The sequence below is a fragment of the Gilliamella sp. ESL0232 genome (genome assembly GCF_013346885.1).
GTDB classification, from domain to species: domain Bacteria; phylum Pseudomonadota; class Gammaproteobacteria; order Enterobacterales; family Orbaceae; genus Gilliamella; species Gilliamella bombi.
On record NZ_JAAEDW010000003.1, the window covers coordinates 40,190 to 54,344 of the forward strand.

At 33.4% G+C, this 14,155-nt stretch carries 10 protein-coding genes and 3 pseudogenes; 9 read left to right on the top strand and 4 right to left on the bottom strand.

Annotated elements, in window-relative coordinates; all coding sequences use genetic code 11:
• Nucleotides 1-63 precede the first annotated feature (63 nt).
• The gene (locus GYW75_RS04580) at nt 64-1,245 is read left to right on the top strand and encodes a sugar transporter (protein WP_065589508.1); all 1,182 of its coding nucleotides are present in this window, start codon (nt 64-66) and stop codon (nt 1,243-1,245) included.
• Nucleotides 1,246-1,350: 105 nt separating this feature from the next.
• Here GYW75_RS04580 and GYW75_RS04585 read toward each other — a convergent pair whose 3' ends face one another.
• Together GYW75_RS04585 and GYW75_RS12460 are read right to left on the bottom strand one after the other, a co-directional pair.
• A complete protein-coding gene (locus tag GYW75_RS04585; RefSeq protein ID WP_174798608.1) occupies nt 1,351-3,276 on the bottom strand; it encodes an ABC transporter ATP-binding protein in 1,926 nt (641 codons plus the stop codon).
• 148 nt (nt 3,277-3,424) lie between these two features.
• Nucleotides 3,425-3,662, bottom strand: a pseudogene (locus GYW75_RS12460) (integrase core domain-containing protein); the annotation flags it as partial.
• 78 nt (nt 3,663-3,740) lie between these two features.
• On the opposite strand from GYW75_RS12460, the gene GYW75_RS04595 reads away from it, so the two are divergent.
• On the top strand, nt 3,741-4,355 hold the full coding sequence (locus GYW75_RS04595; RefSeq protein WP_174798609.1) for a hypothetical protein: 615 nt from the start codon (nt 3,741-3,743) through the stop codon (nt 4,353-4,355).
• A gap of 228 nt (nt 4,356-4,583) precedes the next feature.
• Here GYW75_RS04595 and GYW75_RS04600 read toward each other — a convergent pair.
• Nucleotides 4,584-4,931, bottom strand: a pseudogene (locus GYW75_RS04600) (DDE-type integrase/transposase/recombinase); the annotation flags it as partial.
• A gap of 381 nt (nt 4,932-5,312) precedes the next feature.
• On the opposite strand from GYW75_RS04600, the gene GYW75_RS04605 reads away from it, so the two are divergent.
• The 7 genes and pseudogenes from GYW75_RS04605 to rlmL form a co-directional block, all read left to right on the top strand.
• The gene (locus GYW75_RS04605; protein WP_174798611.1) at nt 5,313-5,717 is read left to right on the top strand and encodes a hypothetical protein; all 405 of its coding nucleotides are present in this window, start codon (nt 5,313-5,315) and stop codon (nt 5,715-5,717) included.
• Between the two features lie 177 nt (nt 5,718-5,894).
• Entirely contained in the window at nt 5,895-6,386 is a 492-nt protein-coding gene (locus GYW75_RS04610; RefSeq protein ID WP_085164009.1) for a hypothetical protein, read from the top strand.
• 433 nt (nt 6,387-6,819) lie between these two features.
• Nucleotides 6,820-8,940 carry a bifunctional 23S rRNA (guanine(2069)-N(7))-methyltransferase RlmK/23S rRNA (guanine(2445)-N(2))-methyltransferase RlmL gene (gene rlmKL / locus GYW75_RS04615; protein WP_174798612.1) on the top strand — a complete coding sequence of 707 codons (2,121 nt, stop codon included), beginning with the start codon at nt 6,820-6,822 and terminating at the stop codon, nt 8,938-8,940.
• Nucleotides 8,941-9,321: 381 nt separating this feature from the next.
• Nucleotides 9,322-11,199 carry a PTS mannitol transporter subunit IICBA gene (locus GYW75_RS04620; protein ID WP_174798613.1) on the top strand — a complete coding sequence of 626 codons (1,878 nt, stop codon included), beginning with the start codon at nt 9,322-9,324 and terminating at the stop codon, nt 11,197-11,199.
• A gap of 78 nt (nt 11,200-11,277) precedes the next feature.
• Nucleotides 11,278-12,441 (top strand): mannitol-1-phosphate 5-dehydrogenase, encoded by a 1,164-nt coding sequence (locus tag GYW75_RS04625; protein WP_174798614.1) that lies wholly within the window; start codon nt 11,278-11,280, stop codon nt 12,439-12,441.
• Between the two features lie 6 nt (nt 12,442-12,447).
• Entirely contained in the window at nt 12,448-12,999 is a 552-nt protein-coding gene (locus tag GYW75_RS04630) for an MltR family transcriptional regulator (RefSeq protein WP_174798615.1), read from the top strand.
• A gap of 152 nt (nt 13,000-13,151) precedes the next feature.
• A pseudogene (gene rlmL / locus GYW75_RS04635) lies at nt 13,152-13,448 on the top strand (bifunctional 23S rRNA (guanine(2069)-N(7))-methyltransferase RlmK/23S rRNA (guanine(2445)-N(2))-methyltransferase RlmL); the annotation flags it as partial.
• Between the two features lie 272 nt (nt 13,449-13,720).
• Here rlmL and GYW75_RS04640 read toward each other — a convergent pair.
• A complete protein-coding gene (locus GYW75_RS04640; RefSeq protein ID WP_065589497.1) occupies nt 13,721-14,149 on the bottom strand; it encodes a universal stress protein in 429 nt (142 codons plus the stop codon).
• Between the last annotated feature and the right edge of the window lie 6 nt (nt 14,150-14,155).

The following is a 14,155-nucleotide window of genomic DNA, read 5'->3' on the forward strand; positions in this document are numbered from 1 at the left end:
TAATAGACAAACATATTCAGTTATAATCAAAAGTAATCTAATATTCCCTCCAAAATCTTAATCATGAATAATAGTATTAACCGATCTCGGGTTTGGTCATCAATTCTTTGTCTTGCATTTGCGGCATTTATTTTTAATACAACGGAATTTGTACCTGTCGGACTATTACCCAATATTGCTGAAAGCTTTTCAATGGATGTAGCTCATGCTGGATTATTACTCACCATTTATGCATGGGCTGTCTCGCTATTATCATTGCCACTCACAGTATTAACGTCAAAAATGGAACGAAGGAAGCTACTTATCCTTTTATTTTGCCTATTTATAGGTAGTCATATTTTAGCTGGAGTCGCATGGAATTTTTACAGTTTAATGATAGCAAGAATTGGTATTGCTTGTGCTCATGCTGTATTTTGGGCAATTACAACACCGCTTGCAGTTCGGTTAGCGCCCAATGGTAAAAAAGCTAAAGCAATGGGCTTTATTGTTATTGGCGTATCGATGGCAACCATTCTAGGCATTCCAATTGGCACCATCATAGGACAACTCGTTGGCTGGCGCGTGACTTTTTTATGTATTGCTGGTATCGCTTTTTGCGTGATGATATTACTACTCCGCTTATTGCCTACTGTACCAAGCATGGATATTATCTCTATCAAAGATATTCCAATGGTATTAAAACGCCCAATACTGCTAAACATTTATTTATTAATTGCCATTATTATTGCAGGTCACTTTACTGCCTATACCTATATTACGCCATTCATGAAAAATATTGGTGGATTTAATCAAAATGTTATCGTCCTTTTATTATTAGTTGTAGGTTTTTCTGGAATGATTGGTAGCGTTATTTTTGCAAAATATGCTGAAAAAAATCCAACCGCAATTTTCATCATCCCTATGCTACTACTGATTACTTGCTTATTATCGCTTTATGTATGTTCATTCACGCTTTATACTGCAATCATTCAATGTTTAATTTGGGGGCTTTCCATTACAATTATTGGAATGGTTATGCAAAGCAAAGTAATTGATGCCGCACCCGATGCCACAGATATAGCCACTTCAGTCTATTCTGGTATTTTCAATATTGGAATAGGAGGCGGTGCTTTTATAGGCAGTAAGGTATTAATTTTACTTTCAATTGATTACATTGGTTATGTTGGTGCGTGTTTTGTCATCATCGCACTATTATTATTCTACTTTTTATCTAGAAAATTATGGAATAATAAAACGGTTATTTAAAAAAGGGTTATGTAAAAAATATTATATAAAAACCTTAGGGTAAGGAAACAGCATTATTTATTTTATAACACAAATAAATAATGCTGAAAAATACTAACATTTACCTTATGATTTACTTAAAGACTCTAACTGTTCCCATCTTTCAAAAACAGCTTCTAATTCAGCCTCTTTATCTGCCAAAGATTGTAAAATTGGACTAGTAATTTCATGAGTTTGATTAAAAAAGTCACTTTGACCAATTTGTGCTTGTAAATCAGTAATCTCTAATTCTAATTGTTCTATTTTGCTTGGTAATTGTGCCAATTCTCGTTGTTCATTATAACTCAGTTTAACTTTCTTTTTAGCGGTTCGCTCACTACTTTGATTATTAGTAGCGCCTAATTCTTTTTTAGGTTGCTCAAGTTTATTAACTGTCGTTACTTTAACTGGTTGTGCCTGCTGCTGTTGTTGCAGAGCATCGGCATAACCACCAGCATAAACACCAATATGGCCTTTTTCTTCAAAAAACCAACATTGAGTGACCACATTATCAACAAATTGCCGATCATGACTAACCAACAAGACAGTTCCTTGATAATCATTCACTAACTCTTCTAGCAATTCTAATGTTTCAATATCAAGATCATTGGTTGGTTCATCAAGTATTAATAAATTGCTAGGTTTTAAAAATAGTTTAGCCAGCAATAAACGATTACGCTCCCCACCAGACAGTGCTCGTACAGGTGTTCTGGCACGTTTAGGCGGAAATAAAAAGTCCTGTAAATAACCAAGTACATGGCGTGAACGACCATTTACCATTACCTCTTGTTTACCTTCGGCTAAATTGTCCATCACTGTTTTTTCAGGATCGAGCTCTAACCGATACTGGTCAAAATAAGCCACTTCAAGCTTAGTGCCACAATGCACATTACCTGATGTTGGCTCTAAATTACCTAACATCAATTTAAGTAACGTTGTTTTACCAATTCCATTAGGACCAATCAGAGCGATCTTATCACCACGTAATACTTGCACAGAAAAATCATTAACTAGTAACTTATCCTCAATCTGATATGTCACATTTTCAAGCTCAAAAACAATTTTTCCTGAACGTAATGCTTCCTCGATTTGCATTTTAGCACTACCCATAACTTGGCGTCGCTTGCTATATTCTTGACGCATTGCTTTTAATGCTCGCACTCGCCCTTCATTACGAGTACGACGAGCTTTAATACCTTGTCGGATCCAGACTTCTTCTTGAGCTAATTTTTTATCAAATTCAGCATTTTGTAACTCTTCAACACGCAATGCTTCTTCTTTACCAAGCAAATAATTATCATAATTCCCACTCCAAGACGCAATTTTACCTCGATCCAAATCAATAATACGCGTTGCCATTTGACTAATAAACGAACGATCATGGGAAATGAACACAATACTGCCATTAAAACTTTTCAAAAAATCTTCCAACCATTTAATGGTTTGAATATCCAAATGATTGGTTGGTTCATCAAGCAATAAAACTGTTGGTTGACAAACCAACGCTTTGGCTAATGCGGCTTTACGCAACCACCCACCCGATAACGAAGACAACAACGCATCACCATCAAGCGATAATGAAGAAATAACATTACGAATACGGCTATCTAATTGCCAACCATTTTGATGATCTAACTGTTCTTGCATTTTAGCTAATTTATCTAAATTACTTTCGCAAGGATCGTGCTCAACACGATGAGCTAAATCATAGTAATCTCGTAATAACTGTGCTTGTTCGTGTAATCCTTCTGCCACAAAATCAAACACACTACCTTGCACATCACGAGGAGGATCTTGTTGCAATCGTGAAACAATCACATTATTTTCATAAATAATTTGCCCTTCGTCTAATGGCACTTCTTTATTTAAAACTTTAAGTAAAGTCGATTTTCCAGCACCGTTACGGCCAACAAGACAAACACGCTCATTTGGCTCAATAGACATATCGATATGATCAAGCAACGGCGCATCACTAAATGAAAGATAAGCATTGGTAAGATTAATTAATGACATAGTTATTGGTGGTTTTTATTTAGATATTAAGTAATAAAACATTATTCTATCATAAAGTGACCAAAGGCAACTAAAGCAAATACAAAAGATAAACCAATATATAAGAATTACTGGCATTATTTATACTTTCATTGTAACTACCTCAAACTTAGTACACAACTGACGTAGAAAATGAAGCTGCCTGTTTTAATGTTTTATATTTGAACAGTGTCATGTTATTTAATGCATCATGCGGTCTTTCGGTGTTATACTTCGGTTATTTGCCTTGCTTGCGCTAAGTTGTTAAAAAGATATAAATCGAGTACTTCAGTACGATAGGTACGATTAAATCGTTCAATATAGCCATTTTGGTAAGGGCTACCGAGCTCCATATAATCAATGGCTATATCATGTGGATCGACTACACTAATTCATACAACTTTTTTAATGAGTAAGGTAAATTTATCAGTAAAGGAACATGCTAGATGACACGATTAAAAAAAAATATCGATATTTTGAATATTCTTACTTATAAAATTAAAAGTTGGGATAGACAAAATGATCTTATAGAACTATCAGAGCTAATATCTGATTTAGAAAAATTTAGTAGAAAAGAAAGATCTTTGTACTATAAAGAGTTTTTTTCCGATGTTGCATTGGCTGAAAAATTAATATACTTGTATAAAAATGAAAATTTAACCAAAGAAGCTACTATAAATATAGTATCTTGCATAGGAAATATGATAAAAGGATATAATCTCCCCCCTTTAGATAATTTTTTTAAATTTTTTAATGAATTGAAAAATGTTAAGAAAATAGATTACTATGTTTCTTTATTTATTACTAATTTCCCACAGTTTTATATGGAGGATAAAAAATGGGATTATATCTTATCAATTTTAAATATCAGTCCAAAAGCGAAATCAGAAAGAAATTTTTACATTGAAATAAAAAAGATTTTAAATCGTAATGAATGCATTCCAGACAATTACTTAGATAAATTTATAGCTTCTTTTGAAAAAATGTATAATAAAGCTAAAAATGATTTTTACAAAAATGATTATAAGGAAATACTTTTGAAGTTAAGTAAATTAAAATGAATCTTATAAATTATATATTTATATTGGAATCAGAAAGATGGATAGACCTGTAATTGCTATGATATTTAAGTCTTCAGTTGAAGTCAAAGCTAAAGAAATCAGAATTCCAGGGAAATGTGGCGGCGATAAATGAGAAAATTATATTTCCTAAAATACGGTGATCCTCGCCAAAATATTAGACAGTGCCCGCCTCTATCATTTTTCGTTTTGGTAATATTGTTGTTCATATTATTCAGGTGATACCCAGCCATTGGCTGAATGACGGCGTATCCGATTATAATAGATTTCAATATATTCAAATAGTGCTTTATTAGCCAGTTTCCTCGTTTTGTAGTAATAGTCATGAATAATGTGTGTTTTGAGTGTATGAAAAAAACTTTCAACAACCGCATTATCAAAGCACTTTCCTCTTCGACTCATGCTTTGCCTTAGCCCATATTGTAACAATAATTGCTTGAAATCAGCACTGTAATATTGGCTTCCTTGGTCACTATGAATGAGTACATTTTTAGGAAATTGACGCCGAAATAAGGCTTGTTTTAATGTATTACACACTAAATGGCGGTCTATGTAGTGTGGAATGACCACACCTGTTCAAACAACAAAATTAAGGGGTAGCTATTTGTTAAATTCTACCTCAGGCAAATAGCTTAACAAGGCGTTAGTTTTGTTTTCTTATGTATATTCCTTACAGTAGCTTCTCAAATTACTGTAAACAACGCTAGTAAATCCTACAAATAAAGACTATTACACCTTATGATATCAATTTGCATTTAAATTAAGTTTTTATTCAAATAAGCAAGCATCCTAGAAAGAGCTTACCAAATTATGATAGAATCACGTCCCATGATGCAAAATAATGTATTTGTTATAGCAATCATGAAATAAATAGCAAGCAAGCAAACAAAACACCATTATCATGAATAAACATGTAATTCCGATCTTGTTGATAATGTAATGAATACTAATAATAGAGTTATTAAATACCATGAAAAAATGAAAATTACTTTAGTAAGTAAAATAGACGAGAATTTAGTAGAGTTCAAATCTGATTTAGGATGTGGTGTTGCGATTTGGGACAATAGTAAATCATTATCAAACACATATTATAATATTGAATTAGAAATCGATGATTTTTTTGAGTGGGGTAAGAATATAACTCTTGAAAAAATACCTGGGTATGGCTTTTATTTAATTAATAACAACATGTTTTTCAAGGCTAAAGTGATATCTTGTGAAGATACAGGTATTTTAGTTTTGTCACTAGGAAGAGATATTATTTTTATAGAAACATCTGGCACATGCGAAATAAACAGCTATGTATCATTTTTTACAACTTCGGATAATGTTATGTTATTCTGATAGAACTGTAATATTTAAAAATTGGATACTATAAACTAATTCTGCTATCCATTTCTGCATACTTTACCTGACTCAAGCAAAAAATTATGTTGGATGGCAACAAATTTTTCAGACAATATAAAAATCTACGAATGATTTTGAAAAGTTATTTTGTTCCATGCTGTGTAGCAATAAAAAATGAAAGATAAAGACAAATATTCTATAGAATGGCTCCGCTTAAAAGAGTCTGAAAAAAAATTATTTTCTGCTAAATACTACTTCAAAAAATCAAATCTGTATTTTGATCAATTATTATTTGCTCTTAAAATTCTGTCAGAACAAGGAACAGCACTAAGGTTTGTAAGAGATGAAGATTTTGACGACAAAGAGCTAGATAATTTAATTCCTATTGTCATAGAAATATCAATAGGCGGCAATATAGATCATATTCCAATAGCTAGAGATATATTATTCAAATATAGACATAATAATATTGTAAAGAAAACACTACCAAAAATGGTTTTAAAATATCTCGATTCTTCTGATGATTTCATATATAGAAGAATTGCAGAATTGCTATTAGAATTGAATTACAAAGAGTTAAAAAACTCTTTTATTAACAAATGTAAAAAGAGTGAGAATAAAGATATAGTTGAGATATATAACGATTTTTATGAAAAATATAAATGAAGTTATTCTCATAAAGGAAAACCAATGGCAGGGTTAAAGAATTCTAATTGATGCTTTGCAAAAATTTGATAATTCATATTATAGATTTTGAAAAGAAATAACAAACGCAACTGAAACAGGCAATTTTATTAATTATGTGGATATCTCAAAAGCTACTGTAAATACCAAATTTTTAGCACAAAACTCACGTAGAAAATTACACTGCCTGTTATCGTGTTTAAATTCAATAGGCGTCATATTATAAATATCTTGATGCTTTATTAGATTACATTTTAATTCTTCTACTAAACTAACATTAATTTTCATTACCGCCAAACTTTTCTGATTATTAATAAACTAACCCAATATTCATCTAACTAATATCAGCCTTTATTTCCCACTATTACAATTAGTCGGTATAATGCCAGCAATTTTATTGTTAAGTGGATTATGCATGAAAACGCTATTTGCCAGTACATCTCGCGGGCTTGAAGAGTTATTAAAAAAAGAGTTAGAACAAATTGGTGCAATTAATTGTAAAATTGCACAAGGTGGTGTTTATTTTGATGCCGATGACAAAACGCTATATCAATCATTATTATGGTCGCGTTTGGCATCTCGCATTTTACTACCTATTGCCGAGTTCGACATCTATAGCGATTTGGATCTGTACTCTTGTGTGTTTAATATTAAATGGCCAGATATTTTTGCTGTTGATAACTCTTTCGTGATTAATTTTGTTGGCGTAAACGAATTTATCCGTAATAGTCAATATGGTGCGCTAAAGATCAAAGATGCTATTGCCGATCACTTTTTGCGTCATACTAATGAACGTCCTAATGTAGCAAAACAAGATCCCGATATTCGACTTCATGCTTATTTAAATAAAAACCGTGTCACACTATCTTTAGATCTAAGTGGTAATAGTTTACATGAGCGTGGTTATCGAGAGCAAACAGGGAAAGCCCCACTAAAAGAAAGCCTAGCGGCAGCTATTATTATGCGTTCTGGTTGGAAAATAACTGAGCCATTGCTCGATCCGATGTGTGGTTCAGGTACATTACTAATTGAAGCGGCAATGATCGCATCACAAATCCCTCCTGGTTTACATCGTAAACAGTGGGGATTTTTTGCTTGGAAAGGCTTTAACCCGACATTGTGGAACGAATTGCTTTTCACCGCAAAACATAACGTATCTAAAACAAACACTGCATTTATCGGTTATGATAATAATGCGACGGTACTTGAACGAGCTAAACAAAATGCTCTTCAAGCAGGTGTGGGGGATTTAATTACTTTTTCGATGCAAGATGTGACACAACTGACCAATCCATTGCCAACTGAAACGGTAGGCATGATCATCAGTAATCCACCTTATGGAGAACGCTTAGAAAGCGAACCTGCGCTTATAGCTTTGCATACGGCACTTGGTCGACAAATCAAACAAAATTTTGGTGGATGGCGTTTATCATTATTTAGCGGTGCACCACAATTGTTAGATTGCTTACAAATGAGAGCAGAAAGACAATTCAAAGCAAAAAATGGCCCTCTTGACTGTATACAAAAAAATTATGTCATTGCTAAGCGTAACACTGAAGAAGCAATCACAAATTTTACTATGCCTGCGGCTGATTTTGCTAACCGATTACGCAAAAATAAACAAAAGTTAGAAAAATGGGCTGCTCAAGAACAACTGGAATGTTATCGACTTTATGATGCAGATTTGCCTGAATACAATGTCGCTATCGATCGTTATAAAGATAAAATCGTGATGCAAGAATACGCAGCACCGAAAAACATCGATCCACAAAAAACTCGCCAACGGCTTTTTGATACTATAAATGCTACCATGTCAGTGCTTGAGCTTACCGCCGATCAGTTAGTATTAAAAACAAGAGAAAAGCAAAAAGGCAAACAGCAATACCAAAAGCTAGGACAAAAACAGGACTATTTTTTAGTCCATGAATACCCGATTAATCAGCGCAAAACCGCATTTTGGGTTAATGTGACCGATTATTTAGATACAGGACTGTTTTTAGATCATCGCTTAGCACGAAAAATGATTGGTGAAATGAGTGCAGGAAAAGACTTTCTAAACCTATTTGCCTATACAGGTAGTGCAACGGTTTATGCTGGACTTGGCGGAGCAAAATCAACCACCACGGTCGATATGTCTCGCACCTATTTGGAATGGGCAGATCGTAATTTAAAACAAAATGGTTTAACAGGTAAAAAACATCGATTAATTCAGGCGGATTGTTTGCTCTATTTATCTCAAGCTGATAATCAATTCGATTTAATTTTTATCGATCCGCCGACATTTTCAAACTCGAAACGGATGAACGATACCTTTGATGTTCAGCGTGATCACTTAAAATTGATGGCCGATTTAAAAAGCTTGTTACGCCCTAATGGAACAATTATCTTTTCGAATAATAAGCGTGGTTTTAAAATGGATAGTATCGGTATGCAAAACCTAGGGTTAACCTATCAAGAAATTACCAATAAAACGCTATCGCTTGATTTTAAGCGCAATAAACAAATTCACTGCTGTTTTATTGTAAAACATCAATAAACACAAACCGCCATAAGGCGGTTAATTTATTAAAATTATGACAAAATAAAACATTCAACAAAATTAAAAACTTTACTGAGCATTTTTAATCAAAATTAAACCATTTTCAGCTGGGTTTGATTTGCTAAATAATATATAAGCAGTAATCACTAATAATAAAATTCAATCTTGTAAAAAAGTTTCAGGAAACTATACGTTTTAGTATATTTTTCTCTTACTACCTTCCAGAAGAGTGATCTTAATCACAAAAACAAAAAATAGACCCATTTTAACAATGTGATACTCATCACACTTATCAATTTTTTTTAATGAATTGAATAACTAAATCCTTCTACAATAACAGCATGATGATTATACAATCAATAAGGAAAGTTTTATATTATGACAAGTTCAAACATCAAATTAAAAGTTCAAAATTTTGGACGATTTTTAAGTAATATGGTCATGCCAAATATCGGCGCATTTATTGCTTGGGGATTTATTACCGCTATTTTTATTCCAACGGGCTGGTACCCAAACGAAACTATTGCCAAGTTAGTTAGCCCGATGATCACTTACTTATTACCACTGTTGATTGGTTATACTGGCGGTAAATTAGTTCACGGTGAACGAGGCGCCGTTGTCGGTGCAATTACGACAATGGGGGTCATTGTTGGTGCAGATATTCCGATGTTCTTAGGTGCTATGATAGTCGGACCACTTGGTGGCTGGGTAATAAAACAATTTGATAAAACCATAGACGGAAAAGTCAAAAGTGGCTTTGAAATGTTAGTCAATAATTTTTCAGCTGGTATTATTGGCATGCTACTTGCATTGCTTTCTTTTTTTGCAATTGGACCTTCTGTCGTTGTTGCATCAAGTAAATTAACTCTTGCTGTTAATTTCTTAGTTGAGCATAACTTACTACCTTTAACTTCAATTATTATTGAACCTGCCAAGATTCTTTTCTTAAATAATGCAATTAACCACGGAATATTCTCACCATTAGGTATTCAACAAGCAGCAGAGCATTCTCAATCTATTTTCTTTTTAATCGAAGCAAATCCTGGTCCTGGATTAGGTTTATTACTTGCTTATATGTTGCTTGGTAAAGGTTCTGCAAAAAGTTCAGCCAGTGGTGCAGCAATCATTCATTTTTTTGGGGGAATTCATGAAATTTATTTCCCATATGTATTAATGAACCCTCGCCTTATTATTGCAGTGATTTTAGGTGGAATGACCGGAGTATTTACTTTAACACTATTTGGTGCCGGTTTAAGTTCACCAGCATCGCCAGGATCAATCATCGCCGTTCTTGCGGTCACTCCAAAATCATCAATGTTTGGCGTAATTATTTCTGTCATTGCAGCAACAATGGTTACTTTTATCGTTTCCGCTATTTTATTAAAAACCACCAAAGAAGCAGATAAAAGCCTTGAAGAGGCAAAATCGAATATTTCTGAAATGAAAAATGAATCAAAAGGAATTGTAAATGGTACACTTGATCTTACTAAAGTTAAAAAAATTATAGTGGCTTGTGACGCAGGAATGGGCTCAAGTGCTATGGGCGCAGGAGTATTACGCAAAAAAGTTCAAGATGCAGATTTGGATATTTTTGTCACTAATGTAGCAATTAATAATCTGCCTGATGATGTTGACATTGTTATTACACATAAAGACTTAACCGATCGAGCAAAACAACACGCACCAAATGCACATCATATTTCATTAACTAACTTTTTAGATAGTCAATTATATAGCCAACTCGTGGCGGATCTTTTAAGCTCTCAAGCAAATAATGAAGCAAGTGAAACAGTGCCTATAAGCAATCAATCGAATGATAATATTCCTCTATTTAAATTATCACAACAAAATATCTTTTTAGGGTTAACCGCTAAAAATAAAGAAGAAGCAATTCGTTTTGCAGGGCAAAAATTGGTTGATAATGGTTATGTCACACCAACTTACATTGAAGCAATGCTAGAGCGTGAAAAATTAACATCAACTTATTTAGGAGAATCAATAGCCGTTCCACATGGCACTATTGAATCAAAAGACGATGTTATTAAAACTGGTATCGTATTTTGCCAATACCCTGCTGGGGTTCAATTTGGTGATGAAGAAGATGATAAAGCAAAAATTGTGATTGGTATTGCTGCTCACAATAATGAACATCTTGATGTCATAGCAAAACTGACTAATGCATTAGATGATGAAACTATTATTGCAAAATTAGCAACGACAAATAATATTGAAGAAGTTTTAGCAATACTAAGTTAACCTATTTCTATTTCCCGCTTTACACGGGAAATAGAGTGAAATATTTCAAATTAAATTATAAAGTTAAGGATTATTATTATGCAAGCACTACACTTTGGCGCAGGTAACATTGGGCGAGGTTTTATCGGCAAATTACTATCCGATGCTGGTGTACAAGTTACATTTGCGGATGTCAATCAGGAAATTATTGATGCCATCGCCACTCGTCATGAATATCAGGTAAATGTTGTTGGCGAGCAATCTACCACTGAAATAGTTAAAAATGTTGATGGAATTAATAGCACCTCTAATGAAGTGATCGATTATATTGCCAGCGTTGATTTACTCACCACTGCCGTTGGTCCACAAATTTTAGCGCGTATTGCTCCAACGATTGCCCAAGGAATTATTGCAAGACATAATCGAGGTAACAGTAAGCCACTTAATATTATTGCTTGTGAAAACATGGTACGAGGTACCAGCCAATTTAAACAAGAAATCTTTAAAGCGCTACCAGAAGAACTTCAGCAATGGACAAACACCCATATCGGTTTTGTCGATTCTGCGGTGGATCGTATTGTACCACCTGCAACATCAAAAACAGGCGATATACTAGAAGTGACTGTTGAGACTTTCTCGGAATGGATTGTTGATGAAACACAATTTGTAGGCATTATTCCAACCATTAAAGGCATGCAACCCGTTGATAATTTAATGGCTTTTGTGGAACGTAAGTTATTTACACTTAATACTGGTCACGCAATAACTGCTTATTTAGGATTTTATAATGGTATTGGCACAATACGTGATGCAATTCTAGATGAACGTATTCGTTTAATTGTACGCGGAGCCATGGAAGAGAGCGGGTTAGTACTTATCAAACGTTACAATTTTGATGAGCAAAAACACATGGCATATATTGAAAAAATATTATCCCGCTTTGAAAATCCTTATTTACAGGATAATACTGCACGTGTTGGGCGTCAGCCAATTCGTAAATTAGGTGCAGACGATCGTTTAATAAAACCATTACTTGGCACCTTTGAATATCAAGTTAAAAACACTAACTTACTAATTGGAGTTGCTGCTGCGCTTAACTATCGTAATAATGATGATGAGCAAGCAGTTAAACTAAAAAAACTCATTACTGAAAAAGGCGTTAAACAAGCTTTTTGTGAAATCTCTAGTATTGACGTTAATAATTCAATTGTTATGAAGGTTGAAGAAATTTATACTGCAATGCAAGATCATCAATTTGTCTAATTCTCAATGCCAGAATCGATATTACAAGAAGATATAATATTAGAAAAACTCAACCAGCAAGCTGATATTCACAGCTTGCTAAAAGTTGCCATTAAATTAATTAATGATAATGTCAACAAATTGATTCTTAAAGTCTTCCGAAAAGAGCCTCACGCCATTAAATTTGTTATTCCCTCATTGGTGGGTAAAAATGGACCGCTTAATGATACCTCAGTGTGCCTAAAACTGCTTTATGTGTTGGGTATTATTTCTCGTGAGGATTACGAAGATATAGAGCTACTGATTGCTGTTTTGGACGAACTAGAGCTAGACGACAAACAATACACTTATTTAGATGATGAAATTTTAGGTCCTATTAGCTTATTACATGATATGGTATTACCACCAAGCTGGGAATCGCAACACGAAAAAGTAAAACAATCAGGTATTGTCAATACTTTAAAATCTTCCATTTACCAAAATCGCTATCAACAAATGATACGCTCGGCACTCATCATCGCTATCACAGAGTTAACGGTTCGAATCATTAATAAACAAAAGATTGACTATTTTCCATAATAATATTGATTGTATATTTTGTTGATACGTTAAATTTACTCTGCTCGTCACTTATATCTATTTAAAGAAATGATTCGCAATTTAAAAAAAATAATTTAACGAGTAAAAACATCGATTAATTTAGGCGGATTGTTTTGCTCTATTTATCTTAAGCTGATGAACAATTCAATTTAATGTTTATCTTTCCGCCCACATTTTCAAACTCGAAACGCATGAATAATACCTTTGATGTTCAGCGTGATCACTTAAAATTGATGGCCGATTTAAAACGCTTGTTACGCCCTAATGGAACAATTATCTTTTCGAATAATAAGCGTGGTTTTAAAATGGATAGTATCGGTATGCAAAACCTAGGACTAACCTATCAAGAAATTACCAATAAAACGCTATCGCTTGATTTTAAGCGCAATAAACAAATTCACTGCTGTTTTATTGTAAAACATCAATAGACGTAGCTGGAAAACAGCTAGGTAGAGTATTAATTTTATTAATGTTTTTTCAACAACACCAAAAACAAAAAATTAAATAAAATCAATACTCTACCTGAACGATTTTATAGAAATACGAAAAATAAAACAAAATAGCTAATCCATCCGAATATCAATATAGAAATGATCACTGAAGTTTATAACACCCGAAACCTGTAATTCTAAATATTTAAAAAGAATTCATTTGGATATTCACCTAATTTTATTTAATTTTTCAACAAAACTTAATCATCCTACCTAACAACTAACACCGAAGTTTTAGCACCACGAACCACCCCAGAAGCATTAGATCCTAAAAGATGAGTTGAGATATTAGGACGACGTGAGCCTAGAATAATTAAATCGGGTTGAATTTCTTCCGCTAAACGGAGAATCTCATCCCTTGGATTACCAAATGCAATAGAAAAGGATACATTTTCACGCGGTAAATCAATCGAGTCAATAAGTTTATGCAAGTCTTTTTCCGTTTGTACTGTAGCTTTATCCTTAAATTCGTCAAAACCAAATGAGTAAACATTCACAATGGCTGAAGCGACTGGTAATGTATGAAAAAAGATAACTTGGGCATTAGACAGTTTGGCTAAGCACTCTACATGTGGAATGACTTTTTTAGTTAATTCATCTTCAAGCACATCGATAGGAACTAAAATTTTTTTGTACATAACTCC